This is a genomic window from Halomonas sp. 3H, assembly GCF_024206005.1.
GTDB classification, from domain to species: Bacteria; Pseudomonadota; Gammaproteobacteria; order Pseudomonadales; family Halomonadaceae; genus Halomonas; species Halomonas campaniensis.
The window spans coordinates 2,548,824-2,573,883 of record NZ_CP100360.1; the positions used below are offsets into that span (position 1 = coordinate 2,548,824).

At 70.7% G+C, this 25,060-nt stretch carries 21 protein-coding genes; 6 read left to right on the forward strand and 15 right to left on the reverse strand.

All coding sequences use genetic code 11. The annotated features are described in order from the left end of the window. Positions 1-88 precede the first annotated feature (88 nt). Genes tldD through NFC98_RS11915 form a run of 7 tightly spaced genes read right to left on the reverse strand, consistent with a single transcriptional unit; the run spans position 89 to position 10,009 of the window. Positions 89-1,543, reverse strand: a complete 1,455-nt coding sequence (gene tldD / locus NFC98_RS11885; protein ID WP_183330060.1) for a metalloprotease TldD — start codon at positions 1,541-1,543, stop codon at positions 89-91. Beyond that, entirely contained in the window at positions 1,540-5,394 is a 3,855-nt protein-coding gene (locus NFC98_RS11890) for a YhdP family protein (RefSeq protein WP_254275174.1), read from the reverse strand. Before NFC98_RS11890 ends, tldD begins: the two co-directional genes overlap by 4 nt. Before the next feature lie 4 nt (positions 5,395-5,398). Further along, complete coding sequence (rng, locus tag NFC98_RS11895) at positions 5,399-6,862, reverse strand: ribonuclease G (protein ID WP_254275175.1); 1,464 nt, start codon at positions 6,860-6,862, stop codon at positions 5,399-5,401. A 33-nt stretch (positions 6,863-6,895) separates the two neighbouring features. After that, positions 6,896-7,510: a nucleoside triphosphate pyrophosphatase gene (locus NFC98_RS11900; RefSeq protein WP_254275176.1), complete on the reverse strand. Its 615-nt coding sequence runs from the start codon at positions 7,508-7,510 to the stop codon at positions 6,896-6,898. 14 nt (positions 7,511-7,524) lie between these two features. Continuing rightward, positions 7,525-8,019, reverse strand: coding sequence for a rod shape-determining protein MreD (gene mreD, locus NFC98_RS11905; RefSeq protein ID WP_183330056.1), 495 nt, complete (start codon positions 8,017-8,019; stop codon positions 7,525-7,527). After that, positions 8,019-8,942: a rod shape-determining protein MreC gene (mreC, locus tag NFC98_RS11910; RefSeq protein ID WP_302055111.1), complete on the reverse strand. Its 924-nt coding sequence runs from the start codon at positions 8,940-8,942 to the stop codon at positions 8,019-8,021. The genes mreD and mreC overlap by 1 nt, the downstream gene beginning before the upstream one ends. Positions 8,943-8,971: 29 nt before the next feature. Beyond that, on the reverse strand, positions 8,972-10,009 hold the full coding sequence (locus NFC98_RS11915; protein ID WP_183330055.1) for a rod shape-determining protein: 1,038 nt from the start codon (positions 10,007-10,009) through the stop codon (positions 8,972-8,974). 173 nt (positions 10,010-10,182) lie between these two features. On the opposite strand from NFC98_RS11915, the gene gatC reads away from it, so the two are divergent. The 4 genes from gatC to NFC98_RS11935 are packed head-to-tail and all read left to right on the forward strand — an operon-like array spanning position 10,183 to position 14,039. Continuing rightward, complete coding sequence (gene gatC, locus NFC98_RS11920) at positions 10,183-10,470, forward strand: Asp-tRNA(Asn)/Glu-tRNA(Gln) amidotransferase subunit GatC (RefSeq protein WP_254275178.1); 288 nt, start codon at positions 10,183-10,185, stop codon at positions 10,468-10,470. A gap of 60 nt (positions 10,471-10,530) precedes the next feature. After that, positions 10,531-11,991 (forward strand): Asp-tRNA(Asn)/Glu-tRNA(Gln) amidotransferase subunit GatA, encoded by a 1,461-nt coding sequence (gene gatA, locus NFC98_RS11925; RefSeq protein WP_254275179.1) that lies wholly within the window; start codon positions 10,531-10,533, stop codon positions 11,989-11,991. Continuing rightward, positions 11,991-13,445, forward strand: a complete 1,455-nt coding sequence (gene gatB, locus NFC98_RS11930; protein ID WP_254275180.1) for an Asp-tRNA(Asn)/Glu-tRNA(Gln) amidotransferase subunit GatB — start codon at positions 11,991-11,993, stop codon at positions 13,443-13,445. Before gatA ends, gatB begins: the two co-directional genes overlap by 1 nt. A 42-nt stretch (positions 13,446-13,487) precedes the next feature. Beyond that, complete coding sequence (locus tag NFC98_RS11935; RefSeq protein WP_254275181.1) at positions 13,488-14,039, forward strand: cupin domain-containing protein; 552 nt, start codon at positions 13,488-13,490, stop codon at positions 14,037-14,039. Between the two features lie 12 nt (positions 14,040-14,051). Here the strand turns inward: NFC98_RS11935 and NFC98_RS11940 are convergent, their stop codons facing one another. The 4 genes from NFC98_RS11940 to NFC98_RS11955 all read right to left on the reverse strand — a co-directional run bounded on the left by NFC98_RS11940 (position 14,052) and on the right by NFC98_RS11955 (position 18,037). After that, positions 14,052-14,222: a DUF6435 family protein gene (locus NFC98_RS11940; RefSeq protein ID WP_183330050.1), complete on the reverse strand. Its 171-nt coding sequence runs from the start codon at positions 14,220-14,222 to the stop codon at positions 14,052-14,054. A 146-nt stretch (positions 14,223-14,368) separates the two neighbouring features. Beyond that, positions 14,369-15,883: an aldehyde dehydrogenase gene (locus tag NFC98_RS11945; protein ID WP_254275182.1), complete on the reverse strand. Its 1,515-nt coding sequence runs from the start codon at positions 15,881-15,883 to the stop codon at positions 14,369-14,371. Next, a complete protein-coding gene (locus NFC98_RS11950) occupies positions 15,880-17,271 on the reverse strand; it encodes an aspartate aminotransferase family protein (RefSeq protein ID WP_254275183.1) in 1,392 nt (463 codons plus the stop codon). The genes NFC98_RS11945 and NFC98_RS11950 overlap by 4 nt, the downstream gene beginning before the upstream one ends. Next, positions 17,258-18,037 (reverse strand): gamma-glutamyl-gamma-aminobutyrate hydrolase family protein, encoded by a 780-nt coding sequence (locus tag NFC98_RS11955; protein WP_254275184.1) that lies wholly within the window; start codon positions 18,035-18,037, stop codon positions 17,258-17,260. The genes NFC98_RS11950 and NFC98_RS11955 overlap by 14 nt, the downstream gene beginning before the upstream one ends. A gap of 240 nt (positions 18,038-18,277) precedes the next feature. Here NFC98_RS11955 and NFC98_RS11960 point away from each other — a divergent pair, with 240 nt between their 5' ends. Both NFC98_RS11960 and NFC98_RS11965 read left to right on the forward strand, forming a co-directional pair. After that, entirely contained in the window at positions 18,278-19,654 is a 1,377-nt protein-coding gene (locus tag NFC98_RS11960) for a glutamine synthetase family protein (protein ID WP_254275185.1), read from the forward strand. Further along, positions 19,647-20,936 (forward strand): FAD-binding oxidoreductase, encoded by a 1,290-nt coding sequence (locus NFC98_RS11965; protein ID WP_254275186.1) that lies wholly within the window; start codon positions 19,647-19,649, stop codon positions 20,934-20,936. The genes NFC98_RS11960 and NFC98_RS11965 overlap by 8 nt, the downstream gene beginning before the upstream one ends. 22 nt (positions 20,937-20,958) lie before the next feature. Here NFC98_RS11965 and NFC98_RS11970 read toward each other — a convergent pair whose 3' ends face one another. The 4 genes from NFC98_RS11970 to NFC98_RS11985 form a co-directional block, all read right to left on the reverse strand. After that, positions 20,959-21,561: a glycine zipper 2TM domain-containing protein gene (locus NFC98_RS11970; protein ID WP_254275187.1), complete on the reverse strand. Its 603-nt coding sequence runs from the start codon at positions 21,559-21,561 to the stop codon at positions 20,959-20,961. A gap of 300 nt (positions 21,562-21,861) precedes the next feature. Next, on the reverse strand, positions 21,862-23,154 hold the full coding sequence (locus NFC98_RS11975) for an FAD-binding oxidoreductase (RefSeq protein WP_254275188.1): 1,293 nt from the start codon (positions 23,152-23,154) through the stop codon (positions 21,862-21,864). A gap of 146 nt (positions 23,155-23,300) precedes the next feature. Further along, positions 23,301-24,137 (reverse strand): ABC transporter permease subunit, encoded by an 837-nt coding sequence (locus tag NFC98_RS11980; protein WP_254275189.1) that lies wholly within the window; start codon positions 24,135-24,137, stop codon positions 23,301-23,303. 1 nt (position 24,138) lies between these two features. Continuing rightward, positions 24,139-25,050, reverse strand: coding sequence for an ABC transporter permease subunit (locus tag NFC98_RS11985; RefSeq protein ID WP_254275190.1), 912 nt, complete (start codon positions 25,048-25,050; stop codon positions 24,139-24,141). Positions 25,051-25,060 lie beyond the last annotated feature (10 nt).

Here is a 25,060-nt window from a genome sequence, read left to right on the forward strand (position 1 = left end):
CTCCCGGCCAATGCCTACTCCAGCCGAGACTGCCGGGCGCCTGACGGCGCCGTCGCCCAGCGGAGCTGGCCTCCTACCGTGTCGACGCCTACGAGGCAGTGCCCCCCACCGTCAGCTCGTCCAGCTTCAGCGTCGGCTGGCCGACGCCCACCGGGACGCCCTGCCCCTCCTTGCCGCAGACGCCGATGCCGGCATCCAGTTCCATGTCGTGGCCGATCATCGACACCCGGCCCATGGCCTCGGGGCCGTTGCCGATCAGGGTCGCGCCCTTCACCGGGGCGGTGATCCGGCCGTCCTCGATCAGGTAGGCCTCGCTCGCCGAGAAGACAAACTTGCCCGAGGTGATGTCCACCTGCCCGCCGCCGAAGCTCACGGCGTAGAGGCCACGCCTGACGCTCTTCAGGATGTCGGCGGGATCGTCCTGCCCGGCCAGCATGTAGGTGTTGGTCATGCGCGGCATCGGCAGGTGGGCGAAGGACTCGCGGCGGGCGTTGCCGGTGGGCGCCATGCCCATCAGGCGGGCGTTGAGCTTGTCCTGCATGTAGCCGGTGAGGATGCCGTCCTCGATCAGCGGGGTGTACTGCCCCGGGGTCCCCTCGTCGTCGATACTCATCGAGCCGCGCCGGTCGGCCAGGGTCGCATCGTCGACCACGGTGACCCCCCTGGCCGCCACCCGTTGGCCCATGCGTCCGGCGAAGGCCGAGCTGCCCTTGCGGTTGAAGTCGCCCTCCAGGCCGTGGCCCACCGCCTCGTGGAGCAGGATGCCGGGCCAGCCCGGGGCCAGCACCACAGGCAGCTGGCCTGCCGGGGCGTCGACCGCCTCCAGGTTGACCAGCGCCTGGCGTACCGCCTCCTTCGCGAAGCGCTCGGCCACGTTGTCGTCGCGCAGCCGCGCCATGGGGTAGCGGCCGCCGCCCCCGGCGCTGCCGCGCTCCCGGCGCCCGTTGCGGACGGCGATCACGCTGACATTGAAGCGCACCAGCGGGCGGATGTCCGCCGCCAGGGTGCCGTCGCTGGCCCGCACCAGCACCACCTCGTGGACCCCGGAGAGCGAGGCGCTGACCTGGCTGACCGAGGGGTCGGCGGCCCGGGCCACCCGGTCGGCCAGCTTGAGCATGGCGATCTTCTCCTCGGCGCTGAGGCCGGAGAGCGGGTCCACGCCGCCGTAGCGACCGTCGGCACTCACCACCACCCGCGGCGCCACCGCCAGGCGGCTGCCGCTGCGCACGATGCCGGAGGCGGTGCGCCCGGTCTCGGCGAGGGCCTCGCCGGTGATCTGGTTGGAATAGGCGAAGCCGGTCTTCTCGCCGGCCATGGCGCGCACACCGACGCCGCCGTCGATGTTGTAGCTGGCCTCCTTGACCTCGCCATCCTCCAGCACCCAGCCCTCGTGCCAGCTGCGCTGGAAGTAGAGGTCGGCATAGTCGATGCCCGCCCCCAGGGCGGCCGCCAGGCCGCCGTCCAGGTCGTCGAGGGCGAGCCCGCCCGGGGCGAGCAGGATGTCGGCGGCGTCTTCGAGCAGGGAACGTTGCGATGATGTCATTCGGCACTTTCCACGGAGATCTGCGGCGAGGTCCAGGGACCCCGCACGCGATAATGAATTCGAGTCACGCTGTCGATGGCGTCACCGAACAGCCGATCGGCGATGAACAGGGCGCCGCCGACCACCGGGGCGCCGGCGATCACCGCCGCCAGCGGCAGGTTGCGGCTGATCGGCACTGTGACGCTCAGCCGCTGGTCGAGTTCCCGCCGCGCCAGGTCGACGCGACCGTCCAGGGTGAAGCGAGTGGCCGGCCCCTCGATCTCCACCGGCCCGCGCGTCTCCAGAATGCCACCATACAGGGTCGCGGCGCCGGTGACACGATCGAAGGCGGTGCCCTGGCCGGTGACATCGGAAAAGTCCAGGCGCAGCCGGCGCAGCAGGTTGTCGACGTTGATCAGCCCGACCAGCCGCGCCGAGGGCGAGTCGATGTTGACGAAGCGCCCGTCGCGCAGCCGCACCTCGATGCTGCCACGGGAACGCTCCAGGGCGAACTGCCAGGGCGCCCCGGGCCAGGCCAGCTGGCTGGTCACCCGGGTCTCGCGATTGCGGATCGCCGCCGGCTGGCTCAGCCGCTCGAAGAGCGTGCCCAGGTCGCGGCCATCGAGGTCCAGGCGTGCCCGGGTCAGGCTGTCGGCCGGCCCCGCGGCCTCCCACACCAGCTCCCCCCGGGCCGAGACCTCGCCGAGGGTCAGCCCCAGCGGCGCGATGGTCAGGCGCTGCGGCGAACCCTGCCAGCGGGCGGTGAGCGGGCCGAAGCGCTGCCCGCGGTGCTCGATGTCGGCGATCCTCAGCCGCCCCCGGGGCAGCTCGGCCACCCAGGCCGGGAGCGGCGCCGGATCCGGCGGCGTGGCGATCTCGTCGAGCAGCGTCCCCGCCGTCCCCGCATCGGGCACCAGGCCATCCAGCGAGAGCCGCATCAGCGCGATGTCCAGCGGCTCGGCGAGCTGCGGGCGGTAGTCCAGATGGCCCGCCAGCAGGCTGCCGTCGAGGGCCAGGCGCCAGCCGCCGCCGGCCTGGGGTCGCCCCTCGACCCGCAGCGAGCCCAGGCAGCGGCCGTCATGCCACAGGCAGTCGCTCTCGAGGTGCAGCTGACGCAGGGTGCCGGCCAGGCCGTCGCCGCCGGCGCCCCCGGCCAGGCCCGACAGTGCCCCGCCCCACTCGGCCAGGTCGAGCCGCGGCTGATAGGCCTCCACCCACCAGCCGTCGCCTTCGGGCCACGCCGGGGTGGGCGGCCGGCCCAGCCAGAGCTGGCCCTGGCCGGCGCCAGCCCGCTCTCGCCAGCGCAGCGACAGGGCGTCGCCCAGCCGTCCCTCGAATCGGCCGGCGGTCAGGTCGGCATCGAGCCTCAGCGCGCGTCGCTCGCTCGCCGCCTTGCCCAGCGGCGCGGGCAGGTCGATGGCCAGCCCCTCCAGGGCACTGTCGAGACGCAAGCTGCTGCCGGCATCGCCGATGGCCAGGCGCCCCTGCCAGGGAAAGCGCCCCCGGAGTCGCTCGTCGAGGGCCGGGCTCTCGGCCCAGTCGGCCAGGGCGGCCCCCTCGGCGCTCCCGGCGAGGTCGAGCCCGCCGGCCAGGGTGTCGATGTCGGCCCGCACGGGGCCGCCCAGCAGGCGTCCCTCCACGCGCCCCTCGAGGCCGCCCGCCTCGCCCTGCTGGCGCCAGATCAGCGGGCCCTCGAGGTCACGGAACACCAGCCCCAGGGGCCGGTACGCCAGGCGCGGGAAGGCGGCCTCGGCGGCGATCTCGAGCGCCAGGGGCTCGGCATCGTCTCCGCCGAGGGCATCGTCTCCGCCGAGGGGCAGTTCGAGCGCCAGCGCGCCGCTGGCCGAGCCCTCGCCCTGCCAGTCGGCGACCGCCTCGATCCCCTCCACCGGCATGGCCAGCAGGTAGCGGCGCAGCGCCTCGGCCGAGGCCGAGAGGTCACCGCTGACCGACAGCCGTTGATCGACCAGGGTGGCCCGACCATCGCGGGCCTCGACCCCGAGGCTCTCCGCCCGATCGACGCGGGCCTCGAGGGTGGTGTCCTGCAGGCTCAGGCTCCCCTCGACGCCTTCCAGTGCCGGCCACTCCGGTGCGAAGGGCAGGCGCCCCTCCTCGATCGCAAGCTCCAGGCCGAACGAGGGCGGAAGGCGGCTCGCCCCGCCGGCCAGGGGCACATGCAGCCGCAGCGAGCCCGCCGGGACGCGTCCGGCCACGCCGGCCGAGAGCCAGTCGAGCAGGTCCTCGCCGAGGATCGCCACCGGCAGCCAGTCCACCAGCGGGGTGTCAACGGCATCCACGTCGCGAAAGCCCAGCGACAGCCCGAAGCCACCCCGCGCGCCGCGGCCCGTCGAGAGCCCGAAGCCGCCCTCTACCTCGGCCCCGTTCCACCCGACCCGCAGGTCGCGGCCGCTGACCATGCTGCGCGGCCCGTCATAGGCCCAGCTCACCTGGCCGGCGGCATGGTCGAGGACCATCGGCGCGGCGAACACCTCGGGGAAGTGGAGCTCGGAGTCCTGGCCGCCGCCAAAATGCACCCGGCCGGTAAGGTCACGCGCCTCGACCCACATGTCGAGCGGGCCGACACCGGGGGCCTGCTGCCAGGGCGACACCTCCACGTCGTGCAATGCCGTGCGTGCCAGCCAGTGCCCCGCCTGCTGGCCGAGCCCGAAGCCGGCGACGCGGCCACGGGGATCCAGGGTATCGATGACGCGGGCCAGCGCCTCCGGCAGCGGCACCCGGTGGCGCCAGGCCGCCAGGGAGCCCAGGTCGAACTCGCTGGTATTGAGCCACCAGCCCTCGGGACCGCCGGTGAAGTGCCAGTAGTGCGGCAGCGGGGGACCCCAGCGCGCCTCCGGCGTCTCGGGCTCCACCGCCTCGGGACTGCTGGCGTCCCCTTCCAGCCACGCCTCCCAGCCCTGGCTGCGTCGCAGCCACTGGCCGCGCGCCACGAGATCGTCCAGGGCGACGATGCGCCGCTCGCCCTGGTCGTCGTCATGGCTCATGGCCAGCCGGGAGACATCCAGCTCCAGGCGGGCATCGGCCAGGCTGCCCCGGTGCCAGCGCCCCCAGAGCCGCGCATCGCCGCTGGCGGTGTCGAGGCGCAGGGGTTCGTTGCGGCCCAGCACCTCCACCAGGCCTATCAGGCTGTCGAGCTTCATCTCGGCCTGCAGCGCGGCGTTGAAGTCGCGAAAGCCCGAGGGGCCGGGCAGGACCTCGAGGGCCGCCTGCATGGCGGCGTTCCGCTGGCCGACCAGGCGCACCTCCCCCTCCAGGTGGGCGCGGCGGGCGTCGCCGGTCATCAGCAGCCGCGGCGCCTCGAGCTCCACCCGGCGCTCGCGGCCATGCAGCACCAGGCGCAGCTCCTCGACCCAGGCGCGCTGGCGCAGCAGCACCCCGACCCAGAAGTCGAGTCGCTCCAGGTCGAAGTCGCCGTGGGGCCTCAGCTCGGGGGGCAGCTCGGCGGGGTCGGGCCAGTGCCACCCCCCCGCCTCGGTCTGGTAGAGGTGGATCGTCACGCCGGACAGGCGGGCATCCTCCACCACCGGCACGCCCTGGCGCAGGCTTGCCAGGGTATCCAGCCGCAGCTGCCCATGGCTCACCTCGAGCAGCGGCAGGGCGACACGATCGGGTCGGGCATGGATCGCCAGGCCGTCCAGGGAGACCTGGGGGTCGAGGCGCACCAGCCGGGTATCGAGCTCGCGGATCTCCACCTCGGCGCCGAAACGCAGCGAGAGCAGCGCCTCGAGCCGTGGCGTCAGGCCGTCGGCCAGCCCCAGGGCCAGGCGCAGCGCCAGCAGCAGCAGCGCCACCGATGCCAGCAGCAGCGCCACCAGCGACAGGCTCCAGCGCAATACCAGACGCGTCGGGGACATGGGCTCACATCAGCACGATGTCGTACTGCTCCTGGGAGTAGTGGGCCTCGACCTGGAAGCGGATCGGCTTGCCGATGAACTCCTCCAGGTCGGCCACGGCCGCCGACTCCTCGTCGAGCAGCCGATCCACCACCGCCTGGGCCGCCAGCACCATGTAGGTCTCGGCGCTGTAGGCGCGCTCCTCGCGCAGGATCTCGCGGAAGATCTCGTAGCAGACGGTCTCGGGGGTCTTGAGGGTGCCACGCCCGGCACAGGTCGGACAGGCCTCGCAGAGGGTCTGCTCCAGGCTCTCCCGGGTGCGCTTGCGGGTCAGCTGCACCAGGCCCAGTTCGGTGACGCCGGTGCACTTGGTCTTGGCGTGGTCGCGCTCCAGCGACTTCTCGAGCATGCGCAGCACCTGGCGCTGGTGCTCCGGGTCCTCCATGTCGATGAAGTCGATGATGATGATGCCGCCCAGGTTGCGCAGGCGCAGCTGGCGGGCGATGGCGGTGGCAGCCTCGAGGTTGGTCTTGAAGATGGTCTCCTCGAGGTTGCGATGCCCCACGTAGCCGCCGGTGTTGACGTCGATGGTGGTCATCGCCTCGGTGGGATCGATGACCAGGTAGCCGCCCGACTTGAGCTGCACCTTGCGCCCCAGAGCCTTCTGGATCTCGTCCTCGACGCTGTAGAGGTCGAAGATCGGCCGCTCGCCGGCGTAGTGCTCGATGCGCTCCAGGGCATCGGGCATGAACTCCTCGGCGAACTCGATCAGCTTGACGTAGTTCTCCCGGGAATCGATGCGCACCTTCTCGATCTCGTCGCGCATCACGTCGCGCAGGATGCGCATGAACAGCGGCAGGTCGTCGTAGATCACGCTGGGGGCGGAGGCGGTGACCTTGCGCTCGCTGACCTTGCGCCACAGGCGCAGCAGGAAGTGCATGTCCCCGGCGAGCTCGTCGAGCCCTACGCCCTCGGCGGCGGTGCGCACGATGAAGCCGCCGGTCACCTCCAGGGTCTGCTGGGCCTGGGCCTCCTCGATCAGGCCGCGCAGCCGCTCGCGCTCACCGTCGTCCTCGATGCGCTGGGAGACCCCATGGTGGGGCGCGTCCGGCATGTAGACCAGGTAGCGCGACGGCACCGAGAGGTGGGTGGTCAGTCGCGCCCCCTTGGAACCGATGGGATCCTTGGTGACCTGCACCACCAGCGCCTGCCCCTCGTGGAGCAGGTGCCCGATGGAGAGCTGCTCGTCGGCCGGGGTGCCGGGGGGCATCACCTCGTGGGCGTGTATGAAGGCCGCGCGATCCAGCCCGATGTCGACGAACGCCGCCTGCATGCCAGGCAGCACGCGCACCACCCGGCCCTTGTAGATGTTGCCGACGATGCCGCGCCGACGACTGCGCTCGATGAAGGCCTCCTGCAGCACGCCGTTCTCCACCACGGCGACGCGGGTCTCCATCGGCGTCAGGTTGATGAGTACTTCACCGCTCATGCGGAATTCCTTGTCCAAGAGAGTCTGTCGCCATTATGACATAGGCCCGCTCGGCAGCGCCCCGTTCCACAACGGGACGCCCTGGCGGCGCAGCAGCGCGGCGGTCTCGTACAGCGGCAGGCCCACCACCGCCGAGTGGCTGCCGGCGATGCGCTCTACGAACACCGCCGCCAGCCCCTGGATGGCGTAGCCGCCGGCCTTGTCGATGGGCTCGCCGGTGGCCCAGTAGGCGGCGATCTCGTGGTCGGCGATCTCGCGCATCTCGACCCGGGTCGCCACGCAGGCGTCGAGCATTCCCGAAGGCCCGGTGACCGCCACCGCCGTCAGCACCTCATGGGCGCGCCCGGAGAGCGCACGCAGCAGGGTCGCGGCGTGCTCGGGCCCCTCCGGCTTGCCGAGGATCTCGCCGTCGCAGACCACCGCGGTATCGGAGCCCAGCACGGGTAGCGCGCTGAGCCGCGCGCCGGCCAGGGCCTTCTCGCGGGCCAGGCGCAGCACGTAGGCCTCGGCCTGCTCGCCGGGTTGCGGCGTCTCGTCGATGTCCACCGGCCGGACCTCCACGGCCACGCCGATGGTGGCCAGCAGGTCGCGGCGGCGCGGCGAGGCCGACGCCAGGCAGAGCACCGGGGAACGGGGGGCGTCAGTCATGGCAGGCCTCCGGGTCATTCCCTCGCCAGCCGCCGACCCAGCGCCTCGAACAGGGTGGCCAGCCAGGGCCAGAGCAGGGCGCCGATCAGCGAGGGCAGCAGGAAGGAGAGGTGGATGGAGAAGGGCCCGAGCAGGGTGCGCAGCCACTGCTCGGCCAGCTGGACGGTGCCCAGCAGCACCAGGATCAGCACCGCCTGCTGGACCAGCGAGTAGGCGCGGAAGCGCGGATAGACCAGCGCACAGAGGAAGGCCAGCAGCGACAGGGTCAGGGCATTCTGGCCCAGGGTCGCCCCCTCGATCAGGTCGAGCAGGATGCCGAGCACGAAGCCGTGGAAGACCCCGACCCGCAGCGGCGCCTTCATGCACCAGTAGATCAGCATCAGCCCGAGCCAGTCGGGCCGCCATATCTGCCAGCCATCGGCCAGCGGCATCACCTGCAGGCAGAGCGCCAGCAGCAGCGACAGCCAGATCCACGGCAGGGCCAGGTTGGCGGCGGACGGGGGGGCCATCAGGGGGTCTCCTCGTCGGGGGTGAGGCCGATCAGCGCCCGCGCCGCCTCCACGGCCTCGGGGGTGAGCTCGTGCACCCAGGCCGACTCGTCCACGTCGGGGACGGGGGGCGGGAAGAGCAGCAGGAAGTGGCGGGACCGCTGCAGCTGGGCCACCGGCGTGGCCGTGACCCGGGCGAAGGGCTGGCCGGGGTCATGGACCACCTCGGCGACCCGGGCCACCGGATAGCCGGCGGGGAAGCGCCCGGCCAGGCCCGAAGTGACCAGCAGGTCGCCCTCGCGGATATCGGCGGTGTCGGGCACGTGCAGCACGTTGAGGGCATCGTAGCGGCCGCCGCCCTGGACGATGAAGCGCAGGCCGTTGCGGTTGACCTGCACCGGCAGCGCATGGCTGGCATCGGCCAGCAGCAGCACCCGGCTCGAGTAGGCCGACACCGCCGTGACCTGGCCCACCAGTCCTGAGGCGTCCATCACCGGCTGGCCCACGTAGGCGCCGTTGCGTCGCCCGCGGTCGATCACCATCTGGTGGGCGAAGGGGTCCGGGTCCAGGGAGAGCAGCTCGGCGGTGATGAAGGGCACGTCGTTCTGGTCGCCGGCCTCCAGCAGCTCGCGCAGCCTCACGTTCTCGGCGGTAAGACTGGCCATGCGCTGCACGCGGTGGGAGAGGGTCAGGATCTGCTCACGCAGGCGCCGATTCTCCTCCAGCAGGGCGCGCTGGTCGGAGAGCGCCAGGGAGCCCCAGTTGAGCACGTCGCTGGGAATGCTCACCGCCCACTGGATGGGCGCCACCACCGTGGAGAGCTGGGCGCGGATCTCCTCCATGCGCGTGAAGCGCGTGTCGACGAACATCAGCGCCGCGGAGGCGAGCACGCACAGCAGCAGGCGATAGCCGGGCAGCGGACCATGCGAGAACAGCGGCTTGATAGGCGTTCTCCCCTAAAGTCAGCCCCGGGTCAGTCGCTGGAAAGCAGCTCGAAGGTATGCTGGTCGATCATCTCCAGGGCCTTGCCACCGCCGCGGGCCACGCAGGTCAGCGGATCCTCGGCGACGATCACCGGCAGGCCGGTCTCCTCGGCGATCAGCTTGTCCAGGTCGCGCAGCAGTGCGCCACCGCCGGTCAGCACCAGGCCGCGCTCGGCGATGTCGGAGGCGAGCTCCGGGGGCGACTGCTCCAGGGCATTCTTCACCGCGGAGACGATGGAGGCCAGGGTCTCCTGGAGGGCATCGAGGATCTCGTGGGAGTTGAGCGTGAAGCTCCGCGGGATGCCCTCGGCCAGGTTGCGGCCGCGCACGTCGATCTCGCGCAGCTCTCCGCCGGGGTAGGCGCAGCCGATCTCCTCCTTGATGCGCTCGGCGGTGGCCTCGCCGATCAGGCTGCCGTAGTGGCGGCGCACGTAGCCGATGATCGCCTCGTCGAAGCGGTCGCCGCCGACGCGAATCGACTCGGAGTAGACGATGCCGTTGAGCGAGATGATGGCGATCTCGCTGGTGCCGCCGCCGATGTCCACCACCATGGAACCCTGGGCCTCCTCTACCGGCAGGCCGGCACCGATGGCGGCCGCCATGGGCTCCTCGATCAGGAACACCTCGCGGGCGCCGGCGCCCTCGGCGGACTCCTTGATGGCCCGCCGCTCCACCTGGGTCGACATGCAGGGCACGCAGACCAGCACCCGCGGGCTCGGGGTGAGGAAGGTGCTCTGATGGACCTTGCGGATGAAGTGCTGGAGCATCTGCTCGGTGACGGTGAAGTCGGCGATGACGCCATCCTTCATCGGCCGGATGGCAGTGATGTTGCCGGGGGTCCTGCCCAGCATGCGCTTGGCATCGGAACCCACGGCGGCCACGCTGCGCATGTTGCCGGACTGGCGGATGGCCACGACCGACGGCTCGTCAAGCACGATGCCGCGACCGCGCACGTAAATCAGCGTATTGGCCGTGCCCAGATCGATCGACAGATCGCTGGAGAACAGCCCCCTCAAGCGTTTGAACATGGAAGTCGTTACCTAGTGCAGTCCGGGAACCCTGTGCGGAGGCAAACGGTATCACCGCGGCCCCCCAGCAGCAAGCGGAAGACCCGCCGGGAACCGCGCACCACGGGCCTGCCCGCGAAGCGCCGGATGTGGTACCTTCTGCGTTTTGTTTCCCCTTCCGAGGACATCCGACCATGGCGCTTGAACACGCTGACGTTCTCAGGGCCGCCCACCTGGCCCGTCTCGGCCTGAGCGACGCTGATGCCGCCCACTATCTCGAGGACCTCGGCCGCATCCTGGAGATGGTCGACCAGCTGCAGACCCTGGATACCGAGGGCGTCGCGCCGCTGGCCCACCCCCTCGACGCCACCCAGCGCCTGCGCGCCGACGAGGTCACCGAGACCGACCGGCGCGCCCACTTCCAGCGCTGCGCCCCGGCGGTGGAGCAGGGCCTCTACCTGGTGCCCCGCGTGGTGGAGTGACCGCCCGCATGCCCTCCCCCCTCTGCATCGCAACGGCAAGCCTTACGGAGCCACCGGCCCATGCATGACAAGACACTGAGCGAACTCGCCGCCGCCCTCACCGCGGGCGAGTTCACCAGCCGCGAGCTGACCGAACACCTGCTCGCACGCATCGAGCGCCTCGACGGCGACCTCAACAGCCTGATCACCGTCACCACCGAGCAGGCCCTCGCCGCGGCCGACGCTGCCGACGCCTGCCGCGCCCGCGGCGAGGGCGGCCCGCTGACCGGCCTGCCGCTGGCGATCAAGGACCTGCTCTGCACCGACGGCGTGCGCACTACCGCCGGCTCCAGGATGCTGGCCAACTTCGTCGCCCCCTACGACGCCACCGTGGTGGAGAAGCTCAAGGCCGCCGGCACGGTGAGCCTCGGCAAGACCAACCTGGACGAGTTCGCCATGGGCTCCTCCAACGAGAACAGCGCCTTCGGCGCGGTGAAGAACCCTTGGGACGCCGCGGCGGTACCCGGCGGTTCCTCCGGCGGCAGCGCCGCCGCCGTGGCCGCGGGCCTGGTGCCGGCGGCGATGGGCACCGACACCGGCGGCTCGATCCGCCAGCCGGCGGCCTTCTGCGGCATCACCGGGCTCAAGCCCACCTATGGCCGGGTGTCGCGCTACGGCATCATCGCCTACGCCTCGAGCCTCGACCAGGCCGGCCCCATGGCCCGCACCGCCGAGGACTGCGCCCTGCTGCTCAATGCCATCGCCGGCCACGACCCACGCGACTCCACCAGCGTGGCCCGCGGCGTGCCGGACTACACCGAGGAGCTCGCCGCCCCGCTCACCGGCCTGAAGATCGGCCTGCCCCGGGAGTACTTCGGCGACGGTCTGGACCCCGAGGTGGAGGCCGCCACCCGCGAGGCGATCCGCGTCTTCGAGACGCTGGGCGCCAGCGTGCGCGAGGTGAGCCTGCCGCATACCCACTACGCCATCCCGGCCTACTACGTGATCGCGCCGGCGGAGGCCTCATCGAACCTCTCCCGCTACGACGGCGTGCGCTTCGGCCACCGCTGCGAGGCCCCCACGGACCTCATCGACCTCTACAAGCGCTCCCGCGCCGAGGGGTTCGGCGAGGAGGTGAAGCGGCGCATCCTGATCGGCACCCACACCCTCTCGGAAGGCTTCTTCGACGCCTACTACAAGAAGGCCCAGCAGGTGCGCCGGCTGATCCGCCAGGACTTCCTCGACGCCTTCGAGGAGGTGGACGTGCTGATGGGCCCGGCCTCGCCCACGCCCGCCTTCGACCTGGGGGCGAAGAAGGATCCGGTCTCCATGTACCTGCAGGACATCTACACCATCGCCGTGAACCTGGCCGGCATCCCCGGCATCAGCGTGCCGGCGGGCTTCGTCAAGGGCCGCCCGGTGGGGCTGCAGATACTCGGCACCCACTTCGCCGAGCCGCGCCTGCTCAACGTCGCCCACCAGTTCCAGCAGGCCACCGACTGGCACCGCCGTCGGCCGGCCATCGCCGAGGAGACCCTCTGATGCAATGGGAAACCGTGATCGGGCTGGAGGTGCACGTCCAGCTCGCCACCCGCTCCAAGATCTTCTCCGGCGCCTCCACCGCCTTCGGCGCCGAGCCCAACACCCAGGCCTGCGCCGTGGACCTGGGGATGCCCGGGGTGCTGCCGGTGCTCAACGAGGCCGCCGTGGCCATGGCCGTGCAGTTCGGCCTGGCCATCCACGCCGAGATCCCCGAAGTCTCGGTGTTCGACCGCAAGAACTACTTCTACCCGGACCTGCCCAAGGGCTACCAGACCAGCCAGATGTACCACCCCATCGTCGGCCCCGGCGAGGTGGAGATCACCCTGGACGACGGCGGCACCAAGCGCATCCGGGTGCACCATGCCCACCTGGAGGAGGACGCCGGCAAGTCGCTCCACGAGGACTTCCACGGCATGACCGGCATCGACCTCAACCGCGCCGGGACCCCGCTGCTGGAGATCGTCTCCGAGCCGGACATGCGCTCGGCCAAGGAGGCGGCCGCCTACCTGAAGGCGATCCACTCCATCGTCACCTACCTGGGAATTTCCGACGGCAACATGGCCGAGGGCTCCATGCGCTGCGACGTCAACGTCTCGGTGCGTCCGGCGGGCCAGGCCGAGTTCGGCACACGTGCCGAGATCAAGAACGTCAACTCCTTCCGCTTCGTCGAGCGCGCCATCGCCTTCGAGGTGGAGCGCCAGATCGAGCTGCTGGAGGATGGCGGCACGGTGGTGCAGGAGACCCGCCTCTATGATCCCGAGCGCGACGAGACCCGCAGCATGCGCACCAAGGAGGAGGCCAACGACTACCGCTACTTCCCCTGCCCCGACCTGCTGCCGGTGGTGCTCGACCAGGCCTACGTGGACCACCTGCGCGACCGCCTGCCGGAGCTGCCCGACGAGAAGCGCGCCCGCTTCCAGGACACGCTGGGCCTCTCCGCCTACGACGCCGGCGTGCTCTCGGCGAGCCGCGAGATGGCCGAGTACTTCGAGGCGGTCAAGGAGGCCTGCGGCGATGCCAAGCAGGCCGCCAACTGGGTGCAGGGCGAGCTCTCCGGCGCCCTGAACCGCGAGGGCCTGCCGATCCAGGACAGCCCGGTGTCGGCCGCCCAGCTCGGCGGGCTGATCGCGCGGGTCATGGACGACACCATCAACGGCAAGGCGGCCAAGCAGGTCTTCCAGGCGCTGTGGAACGGCCAGGGCCAGAGCGCCGACGAGGTGATCGAGGCCAAGGGCCTCAAGCAGGTCACCGACAGCGGCGCCATCGAGGCGATGATCGACCAGGTGATCGCGGACAGCCCCGCCCAGGTGGCCCAGTACCGCGACGCCGAGCCCGACAAGCGCGGCAAGATGATCGGCTACTTCGTCGGCCAGGTGATGAAGGCCTCCCGCGGCACCGCCAACCCGCAGCAGGTCAACGCCCTGCTGAAAGAGAAGCTGGACGCGCTCTGCTGATGGCCGGGCACGCAGGCACTACCCGGGCAGGGGGAGCACGGCATGGCAGATGATGTGGGCGCGCGGCTGCGCGCGCTGCGTACCCTGCGCGGCATCTCCCAGCGCGAGCTGGCCAAGCGCTGCGGGGTGACCCACTCCAGCCTGTCGCTGATCGAGCAGGGCAAGGTCAGCCCCTCGGTCAGCTCGCTGAAGAAGATCCTCGACGCCATTCCCATGAGCGTCGGGGACTTCTTCACCATGGACCTGGAGAACGGCCGCCGGGTCTTCTACTCGGCCGAGGATCTGACCGACGTGGGCTCGGGGGACGTCATCTACAAGCTGGTGGGGGCCGATCGCCGCGATCGCGCCCTCTCGTTCATGGTGGAGACCTACCCGCCCGGCGCCGACACCGGCCGCGAGATGATCGCCCACCAGGGCGAGGAGGCCGGCGTGGTGCTGGAGGGCGAGATCGAGATCACCATCGGCGCCGAGACCCGCCTGCTCCGCCCCGGCGAGGCCTACTACTTCGAGACCAACGTGCCCCACCGCTTCCGCAACCCGGGCAGCGAGCCCTGCCGCCTGGTGAGCTGCGCGACCCCCGCCCGGGCCTTCTGACCCCGCGCGGCGTCAGCCCTTCTTGAGTTTCTCGATCTCTGCACGCAGCGCCTCCGCCTCCTCGGTGAGCGAGGCGTTGGCGCGCATGTCGCCGTTGCGGGCGGCATGCATCGCCTGCTCCAGCTTCTGCTCGTAGGCCTTCTGCAGCTTCTTGGTCGGGTCCGTCTTGAAGAGTCCGAACATGGGTCACCTCCTGAGGGGGTCATGTCCGGACAGGCTACTCCTCCTGCCGCACAAAAGCTATACGATATCTGTACAGATTATATTTCTTGTATATGAAACGACAAGGCCGGCGCCCATGGCGCCGGCCTTGTCGCGTTGCGATGGCGTCAGGTCGCCAGCGACATCCAGACGCTCTTGAGCTCGGAGTACTCCTCCAGGGAGTGGTGGGACTTGTCGCGGCCGTTGCCCGACTGCTTGACGCCGCCGAAGGGCATGGTCTGGTCGCCGCCGGCCCAGTTGTTGACGAACACCTGGCCGGAATGGAGGCGCCGGGTCACGCGCATGATGCGATCGATGTCCTGGCTCCAGAGCCCCGCGGCCAGGCCATAGGGGCTGTCGTTGGCCATGGCCACCGCCTCCTCCTCGCGGTCGAAGCCGAACACCGAGAGGACCGGGCCGAAGATCTCCTCCCGGGCGATGGTCATCTCGGGCGTCACGCCATCGAATACCGTGGGCGGGATGAACAGCCCCGGGCCCTCCAGGGCCTCGCCTCCGACACGCAGCCGGGCGCCCTCCTCCTGGCCCTGGCGGATGAAGTCCAGCACGCGGCGATACTGGGTCTCGTCGACCATGGCGCCCATGAAGCTCGCCGGGTCCAGGGGATCGCCGGGCTGCATGGTCTCGGCGGCGGCCACCACCTTGTCGATGAAGGCCTCGCGGATCGCATTCTCCACCAGCAGACGCGAGCCGGCGATGCACACCTCGCCCTGGTTGTGGAAGATCGCCTCGGCGGCGTGCTTCGCCACCCGGTCCAGGTCCCGGCAGTCGGCGAAGACGATGTTGGGGGACTTGCCGCCGCACTCCAGGTAGAGCCGCTTGAGGTTGGACTCGCCGGCATACTGCATCAGCTGCTTGCCCACCGCGGTGGAGCCGGTGAAGGCCAGGCAGTCCACCCCCATGGAGAGGGCAAGCGCCTTGCCCACCGTGTGGCCGAAGCCCGGCAGCACCTGGAAGACGCCCCGGGGCAGCCCGGCCTCCCTGGCAAGCCCCGCCAGGCGCAGCGCCGAGAGGGGCGACTTCTCCGAGGGCTTGAGGATCACGCTGTTGCCGGCGGCCAGCGCCGGGGCGACCTTCCAGGCGGTCATCATCAGCGGGAAGTTCCAGGGCACGATGGAGGCCACCACGCCGAGCGGCTCGCGCAGCACCAGCGCCAGGGTCTCCTCGCCGGTGGGGGCCACCTCACCGTAGAGCTTGTCGATGCACTCCGCCTGGTAGCGGAAACAGGCAATCGCCCCGGCCATGTCGCCCAGCGAGCTGCCCACCGGCTTGCCCATGTCCAGAGTGTCGAGCAGCGCCAGCTCGTGCTTGTGGGCCTCCATCAGGTCGGCCAGGCGCAGCAACACCTTCTTGCGGCGGCCCGGCGCCAGGCGCGACCAGGCACCGCCGTCAAAGGCCGCCCGGGCGTGGCCCACGGCGATCTCGGCATCGGCGGCGTCGCAGCTGGCGACATGCGCCAGGGTCTCGCCGGTGGCCGGGTTGGTGGTCGCGAAGGTCTCGCCGCTGGCGGCCTCGACGAAGGCGTCGTCGATGAAGGCGCGGGTCTCGAGCCCTTTCTCGTCCCTCAGGGAGGCGGCCAGGGCCTGCCAGTCGGCATGGGTCTTCGGGGGGTGGAAGCGGCTCATGGGAGGCTCTCCTCCTGCTTGGGGGTGGTCGGGGTGGCCAGACGGGCCAGGGTGGCATCCAGTGCCGCGCGGGCCTTCTCCATCAGCTCGTCGATCTCGGCATGGGAGATCACCAATGGCGGCGAGATGATCATGGTATCACCCACCGAGCGCATCACCAGGCCGCCGGCGAAGCAGAGGTCGCGGCACAGGAGGCCGACGCCCCGGGCGCTGTCGAAGCGTTCGCCGGTGGCGGGGTCGACCAGTTCCAGGGCGCCGATCAACCCCAGCGAGCGCGCCTCGCCGACCAGGGGGTGGTCGGCGAGCGCGGTCCAGCGTTCCGCCAGGTAGGGGCCGACGTCGTCGCGCACCCGCTCGACCACCCCCTCGGCCTCCATCAGCTCCAGGTTCCTGAGCGCCACCGCGGCGCAGGCCGGATGGCCGGAGTAGGTGAAGCCGTGGAAGAACTCGCCGCCCTCCTCGATCAGGGTCTCGGCGACCCGGTCGCCCACCAGCACCCCGCCGATGGGCAGGTAGCCGGACGAGAGCCCCTTGGCGATGGGCATCAGGTCGGGCTCAAGGCCGTAGTGGACGCTGCCGAACCACTCGCCCAGGCGGCCGAAGCCGCAGATCACCTCGTCCACTACCAGCAGGATGTCGTACTTCTCCAGCACCGCCTTCACCGCCGGCCAGTAGCTCGCCGGCGGGATGATGGCGCCGCCGGCCCCCTGCACCGGCTCGGCGATGAAGGCCGCCACCGCCTCCTCGCCGAGCTCGAGGATCTTTGCCTCGAGTGCCGCGGCGCACTCGCGGCCGAAGGCCTCGGGGTCCTGGCCGGCCGTCCGCCCTTCCTGAAACCAATAGGGCTGGCGCACGTGGGCGATCTTCGGCACGCCGGGGCCGCCCTGGCCATGCATGGGCGCCATGCCGCCGAGGCTCATGCCGGCCACGGTGGAGCCGTGGTAACCGTTCTCGCGGCCGATCACCCACTGCTTCTCGGGTTTTCCCTTCAGGGCCCAGTAGCGGCGCACCATGCGCAGCACGGTGTCGTTGGCCTCGGAGCCGGAACCGGTGAAGAACACATGGTTGAGGTGCGCCGGCGCCAGCGCGCAGAGCTTCTCGGCAAGCTTCACCGCCGGCGGGTGGGTCGTCTTGAAGAAGTTGTTGTAGTAGGGGAGCCGGTGCAGCTGCTCGGTGGCCGCGGCCACCAGCTCCTCGCGACCGTAGCCCAGGTTGACGCACCACAGGCCGGCCATGCCGTCGAGGATGCGATGACCCTCGGCGTCATGGATATAGACCCCCTCGGCGCGCTCGATGATGCGGCTGCCCTCCTCGCCCAGCGCCTTGAAGTCGGTGAAGGGGTGGAGGTGGTGGGCGCGGTCCAGCCGCTGGTAGTCAGGCGTCTGCATGGCGGACTCCCTGGCGGGCGGCCGCCCGCGCGGCATATCGCTCCCGGCAGGCGGCCGCGAAGCCCTCGAACAGCGCCCGGTAGAGCGGGTGCTCGCGGGGCCGCCACTCGGGATGCCACTGCACCGCCAGGGCGAAGCCGGCCGCGTCGCGTACCGAGATGGCCTCGATGAGCCCATCCGGGGCGTGCGCCTCGGCGACGAGCCCCGGCCCCAGTTCGGCGATGCCCTGCTGGTGCAGTGAGTTCACCCGTGAGGCGGGCCCGGGGTGAAGCGCGGCCAGCCGGCCGCCCGGCACGATGGCCAGGTCGTGGGAGGGGGCGTACTGCGTCTCGCGGGCCCCCTCGGGCTCGCGGTGGTCCATCAGGCCCGGTACCGCCTGCACCGCCTGGTGGAGCGTGCCGCCGAACGCCACGTTGATCTCCTGGAAGCCGCGGCAGATGCCCAGCAGCGGAAGCCCCAGGTCCAGGGTCGCGGGAATCCAGGCCAGCGCGGCAGCGTCGCGGTGAGCGTCGTCGCGGGTGTTCTCCGGCGCGCGCGCGGCGCCATAGCGATGCGGCTCGACGTTGGTATAGCTGCCGGTCAGCAGCAGGCCGTCCAGGTGGTCGGGCAGGTCGCCGGCCACGGCGTCCTCCCACACCGGCAGGATCACCGGCGCCAGGCCGAACTCGCGCAGCGCGGCCAGGTACTTGTCGGTCACCATGTGGGCGGGATGTCCCTCCACCTCGCGTCGGCAGGCGATCACGCCCACCAGGGGCCGGGTCGACATGGCGCTCTCCTCTCGTCGATGGACCTGGATGTTATGCTTTGCTCAACATAACCGGTCACGAAGAGGATGCCAAGCCATTGCCTCCCACACCCGATCCGACGACACCGCCCAATGCAGGCCGCCTCTTCCCGGGACGCCAGGCGCGGGACGCGCCGCGGCCGCGCGTAAAGAATTTGACAACATGCACCCTCCGTCACAAAGTGTGCCCCATGCGTTAGCCAACTTGGGGATCCCATCGTCATGTCGTCAGATGCCGCCGCCGAGGCCAGGGCCTTTCTCGCCCGCCACCCCGAGGTCGATGCCATCGACCTGCTGATCAGCGACCTCAACGGCGTGCTGCGCGGCAAGCGCATCGGCCGCGAGAGCCTGGAGAAGGCCTACACCCAGGGCATCAACCTGCCCGCCTCGGTGTTCGCTCTGGACATCCTCGGCAACACCATCGAGGAGACCGGCCTGGGGCTGGCGATCGGCGACGGCGACCGGGTCTGCCGGCCCCTGCCGGGCACCCTGATGCCGACCCCCTGGCGCCGCGGGGGCCGCCAGGCCCAGCTGCTGATGGCGATGGAGGAGGCCGACGGCACGCCCTTCTTCGCCGAACCGCGTCGCGTGCTGGCCCGCCGGCTGGAGCGCCTCGCGGCCCGCGGCCTCACCCCGGTGGTCGCCGTGGAGATGGAGTTCTACCTGGTGGACCGCAAGCGGGGTGAACGGGGCATGATCCAGCCGCCGTGCTCGCCGGCCACCGGCGAGCGGGCGTCCCAGAGCCAGCTCTACTCGGTCACCGAGCTCGACGAGTATGCCGCCTTCCTGGGCGAGGTGCAGGCCGCCGCCGAGGTCCAGGGCCTGCCCCTGGACACCATGCTCAAGGAGTGCGCCCCGGGGCAGTTCGAGATCACCCTCCGCCACGGGGCCGACGTCCTGGCCGCCTGCGATGCCGCGGTGCTGCTCAAGCGGCTGATCAAGGGGGTGGCGCAGAACCACGGCGTCGAGGCCACCTTCATGGCCAAGCCCTACGGCCTGGAGGCGGGCAACGGCACCCATGTCCACGTCAGCCTGCTGGATGCGGCCGGCGACAACGTCTTCGCCGCCGAGGCGGGGGACCCGCTCGGCACCCCTGCGCTGAAGCAAGCCATCGCCGGGCTGCTCGACCTGATGCCGGCCAGCATGGCGCTGTTCGCCCCCAACCTGAACTCCTTTCGCCGCTTCCAGCCGGGGCTCTACGTGCCCATGGCGCCCACCTGGGGCTTCGACAACCGCTCGGTGGCGGTGCGCATCCCCTCGGGCCCCAATGTGGCGCGGCGTCTGGAGCACCGCGTGGCGGGGGCGGACGCCAACCCCTACCTGCTGCTGGCGGCGCTGCTGGCCGGCATCGAGCACGGCCTGGCCGGCGAGCTCAGCCCGCCCGCGCCGGTCACCGGCAACGCCTACGAGCAGTTCCCGCCCAGCCTCACCAACAGCTGGTGCCAGGCCCTCGACCTGCTCGAGGCCAGCGAGCCCTTGAACGCGGCGCTGGGCGAGGACTTCCTCGGGGTGTTCCTGGCCAACCGCCGCGCCGAGCGCGACCAGGCCATGCAGCACGTCAGTCGCCTCGAGCACGACTGGTACCTGCGCCATGTCTGAGCCCCACTCCCCCTCGTACTACGCCGCCTCCGTCGTCGAGGCGTCCGGCTATCCGCGCCTGGAGGGCGAGCACCGCGTCGATGTGGCCATCGTCGGCGGCGGCTTCACCGGCGTGGCCACGGCGGTGGAGCTCGCCGAGCGGGGCTATCGAGTCGCGGTGGTCGAGGCCAATCGAATCGGCTGGGGGGCCAGCGGGCGCAACGGCGGCCAGGTCACCGGCAGCCTCTCGGGGGAGGCGACCATGCGGCGGCAGATGCGCCGCACCCTGGGCGAGGAAGCCGCGGACTTCGTCTGGAACCTGCGCTGGCGGGGACACGAGATCATCCGCCGCCGCGTCGAGACCTACGCCATCCGCTGCGACCTCAAGCACGGCCACCTGCAGGCCGCCTGGCAGCCGAGCCACCTGGCGGCGCTGCGGGACGACTTCGAGGCCTGCCAGGCCCATGGCATGGGCGACCACATCGCCTGGCTGGACCGGGACCGGGTCGGCGAGCTGCTCGGCACCCGGCGCTACCATGGCGCCCTGCGCAACGACTACAACATGCACCTGCACCCGCTGAACCTCTGCCTGGGCGAGGCCCGGGCGGCCGCGGGGCTCGGCGCGCTGATCTTCGAGGATTCGCCGGTGGTGGAGATCACCCACGGGGCTACGCCGGCGGTGGTCGGCGAACGCGGCCGGGTCGTCGCCGACAGCGTGATCCTGGCCGGCAACGCCTACCACCGCCTGGAGCGGCGGCGGCTGGGCGGCCGGCTCTTCCCGGCCTCGCTGGGAATCGTCGCCACCGCCCCGCTGGACCCCGCCACGGCGGCCGCGATCAACCCCGAGGACCTGGCGGTCTACGACACCCGCTTCGTGCTCGACTACTACCGGTTCACCGCCGACCGCCGGCTGCTGTTCGGCGGCGGGGCCAACTACTCGGGACGCCACTCGCCGGACATCGCCGCCGAGCTGCGCCCGCGCCTGGAGCACACCTTTCCGCAGCTCGAGGGGGTGGCGATCGACTTTGCGTGGCAGGGCATGGCGGGCATCGTGATCAATCGCGTGCCCATGCTGGGCCGACTGTCCCCCAACGTCTACTACGCCCAGGGCTACTCGGGGCACGGCATCGCCACCTCCCACATCGTCGGCGAGATCCTCGCCGAGGCGGTCGGCGGCAGCCTGGAGGCCTTCGACGCCTTCGCCGAGGTGAGGCACTGGCGGGTCCCCTTCGGCGACCGCCTGGGCAACGCCCTGCTGGCCGCCGGCATGGGCTACTACCGGCTGCGGGAACGGCTGCGCTGAGCGCGCCGCCGCCCGCCTCGCCTCACCCCTCCGCGGGGATCGCCGCTGCCCAGTTCGGACGTCCCTCCTCGAGGGGCACACGATCCCCCTGGGGCGCGCGGTCCAGGCGGCTGGTCTGCATCACCTCCCCGTAGCGCCAGGTCACCTCGTAGCCGTCGGGTTCCTGATGGGTCTCCACCACGGTGTGGCACTCCTGGCGCGTGGTGGTCTGCGGCGCCTGGGACTGGGCCGCCTGGGCGTGCTGGCGCGCCTCGACGCGCTCCTGCACCTCGCGGCCGGCCAGGCCGCCGCCCACGGCGCCGGCCACGGTGGCGAGCTTCTTGCCGCTGCCGCCGCCCACCTGGTTGCCCAGCAGGCCGCCGACGATGGCCCCCGCGGCGGTGCCGACCACCCGGTGGGGGTCGCGGCTGCCCCCCTGGCTCGGGGCGGCCTGGGGCGCGACCTGCACCACCACCTCCTCGCAGACCTCGCGGGGCGTCTCCACGCTGCGCGTCAGGGCCTCGACGCCGACGATCTCGGCGTACTCCGGCCCTCGCTCCTGCTGCTGGACCTGCCAGGCACCGAAGGCCAGGCCGCCCAGCCCCAGCACGGCCAGGGTGGTTCCTACCATGATCGACTTGCTCATTGTTCACCTCCTGGAGGGCGCAAAGGCGCCTCTTGGACTGACGATTCAAGGCCTCGCGGCCGCAGGCCCGCTCCAGGCGTGCATGACGAAGGGAAAAGAAAGGACGATGAGGGGCGGTGCATCCTGCTCCGCCTGGCAAGGCCACAGTATAGGCCGACGGACCGCCCAAGGGTGCCGTGATGGCCCGCTTCCACATTATCTGACAGACTGTCTCTTCATGGCGACAGATGGCGCCAGAGGCCGCGGCGGTAAGTTCGCTAACGGCCGGCCAACTGGCGAGGGCATACGGCCAGGCCTGCCTCAGAGCCCCAGGCGGTCCCGGGTCGAGTAGTACCAGGCGCCCAGCGCCGAGAGCGGCACCCGCAGCAGGCGCCCGCCGGGGAACGGCAGGTGGGGAAGGCCGGCGAAGGCGTCGAAGCGCTCGCCCTGGCCGTGCATCACTTCGGCGATCAGCTTGCCGGCCAGATGGGTGCAGGTGACGCCGTGGCCGGAATAGCCCTGGGCGTAGTAGACATTGCCGTTGACCACCCCGAACTGCGGCAGACGGTTCAAGGTCATCAGGAAGGTGCCACTCCAGGCGTAGTCGACCTTGACGTCGGCGAGTTCGGGAAAGGTCTTTAGCATCTTGGGCCGGATCACGGCCGTGATGTCGGCGGGGTCGTCGCCACCGTAGTTGACCCCGCCGCCGTAGAGCAGACGGTTGTCGCGGGTCAGCCGGTAGTAGTCGAGCAGGTAGTTGCAGTCCTCCACCGCCAGGCCATTGGGAATCAGCTCACAGCCCCGCGCCTCGCCCAGCGGCTCGGTGGTGATGATCTGGGTGCCGCAGGGCATCGAGCGCCCCTCGATCTCGGGAAGCACGCCGCGCAGGTAGGCGTTGCCGGCCATCACCACCCGCTCGGCGCGCACGCAGCCGCCGGCGGTGCGCACCGTGACCGGCTCGCCGTGCTCCACGGCGGTGACCGGCGAGTGCTCGAGGATGCGCCCGCCCAGCGACTCCAGCGCCGCGGCCTGGCCCAGCACCAGGTTGAGCGGGTGCAGGTGGCCGCCACCGTGGTCCACCAGGGCGCCCACGTAGCGTTCGCTGTTCACCTCGCGCTTCAGCGCCTCGCCCTCCAGCAGCTCGAGCTCGCGGTAGCCGTAGCGCTCCCAGAGCGCCTGGTGCTCGCGCAGCCCCGCCAGCTGCCTGGCGTTGCAGGCGGCGAAGAGGTTGCCGTCGCGCAGGTCGCAGTCGATGTCGTAGCGCGCCACGCGCTCGCGGATGATGCGGTTGCCCTCGAAGGCCATGTCGCCGAGCGCCCGTGCGGTCTCGGCGCCGTACTTCGCCTCGATGACGTCCATGTCGCGGCTGTAGCTGTTGACGATCTGGCCGCCGTTGCGCCCGGAGGCACCGTAGCCGACCCGCACGGCCTCCAGCACCACCACCGAGAGCCCGCGTTCGGCCAGGTGCAGGGCGGCGGAGATGCCGGTGAAGCCGCCCCCCACCACGCAGACGTCACAGGTGATCTCGCCGTCCAGGGCGGGGCGCTCCGGCGCGGGGTTGGCGGTCGCCGCATACCAGGATGCGGCGTGGCCGCGCTCGAACGAGACAGACATGGGAGCTCCCGAGTGGTGATTTTAATCAACAAGTACTGACGATGATACCGAGAAGATCGACTAAACAGCAATGATCATGACATGGATTATTCAACACTCGACGAGGAGGGCTGCCGCGCCCCGCCGGAGCGCCCGCCCCGGCCGGCTCAGGCCCCCTCCTCCGCCGCCGCCAGGGCCTGGCGGCGGCGCGCCTCGCTGCGGCGCATGAAGTACCAGGCCAGGAAGGTGGCCAGCGACACCGCCAGGATGATCAGGGTGGCCAGGGCGTTGATCTTGGGCGAGACACCCATGCGCACCGAGGAGAACACCACCATGGGCAGGGTGGTGGCCCCGGGGCCGGAGACGAAGCTGGCGATCACCAGGTCGTCGAGCGAGAGGGTGAAGGCGAGCAGCCAGCCGGCGGCCAGGGCCGGCGCGATCACCGGCAGGGTGATCTGGAAGAAGGTCTTCACCGGCGGCGCGCCCAGGTCCATGGCCGCCTCCTCGATGGAGCGATCCACCTCGCGCAGCCGCGACGAGACCACCACCGCCACGTAGGCGCTGCAGAAGGTGGTGTGGGCGATCCAGATGGTGACCATGCCGCGGTCGGCCGGCCAGCCGATGATCTGGGCCATCTGCACGAACAGCAGCAGCAGCGACAGGCCGGTGATCACCTCGGGCATCACCAGCGGTGCGGTAACCATGCTGGAGAGCGCGGTCTTGCCGCGGAAGCGGGCGAAGCGGGTCATCACGAAGGCCGCCAGGGTGCCCAGGCAGACCGCCATGGAGGCCGCGAAGAAGGCGATGCGCAGGCTGGTCCATACCGCCGCCAGGATCTGGCGGTCACGCAGCAGCTCCAGGTACCAGCGCCCCGAGAAGCCCGCCCACACCGTGACCAGCCGCGAGGAGTTGAAGGAGTAGAACACCAGCACGACCATCGGCAGGTAGAGGAACAGCAGGCCGAGGATCAGCATCACCGTGGTGAACGAGGGCTTGCGGGTCATGTCACTCCTCCAGTTCGCGGGACTGGTAGCGATGGAACAGCGCGATGGGGATCAGCAGCAGCAGCAGCATCACCATGGCGAGCGCCGAGGCCACCGGCCAGTCGCGGTTGTGGAAGAACTCCTCCCACAGCACCTTGCCGATCATCACCGTGTTGGGACCACCGAGCAGTTCCGGGATCACGTACTCCCCCACCGCGGGGATGAACACCAGCATGGAGCCGGCGATGATCCCGCCCCTGGAGAGCGGCAGGGTCACCTTGAGGAAGGTGTTGAACTTGCGCGAGCCGAGGTCCGAGGCGGCCTCCAGCAGCGAGCCGTCGAGCCGGGTCAGGTTGGCGTAGAGCGGCAGGATCATGAACGGCAGGTAGGCGTAGACGATGCCCAGCATCACCGCGAAGTTGGTGTTCATCATGCGAATTGGCGAATCGATCAGCCCCACCCACAGCAGCAGGTTGTTGAGCAGACCGTTGTTGCTGAGGATCCCCATCCAGGCGTAGACGCGGATCAGGAAGGAGGTCCAGGAGGGCAGCATCACCAGCAGCAGCAGCACCAGCTGCCAACGCGCTGGCGCCCGGGCCATGGCGTAGGCCATCGGGTAACCGATCAGCAGGCAGAAGACGGTGGAGAGGAAGGCGATCTTCACCGAGCCCCAGTAGGCCGACACGTAGAGGGAGTCGGAGAGCAGGAACAGGTAGTTGCCGAGGTTGAGGGCAACGTTGAGGGTCTCGGCGCTGTAGTCGAGGATCGCCGCGTAGGGCGGCACCGAGATGGCCGCCTCCGAGAGGCTGATCTTGAGCACGATGGCGAACGGCGCCAGGAAGAACAGCGTCAGCCACACCAGCGGCACGGCGATGACCCAGCCGCGGCGCGGGCGCAGCCAGCGGCGCAGCCGCGGGACGGGAGATGGCGTCATGTCGGACCTC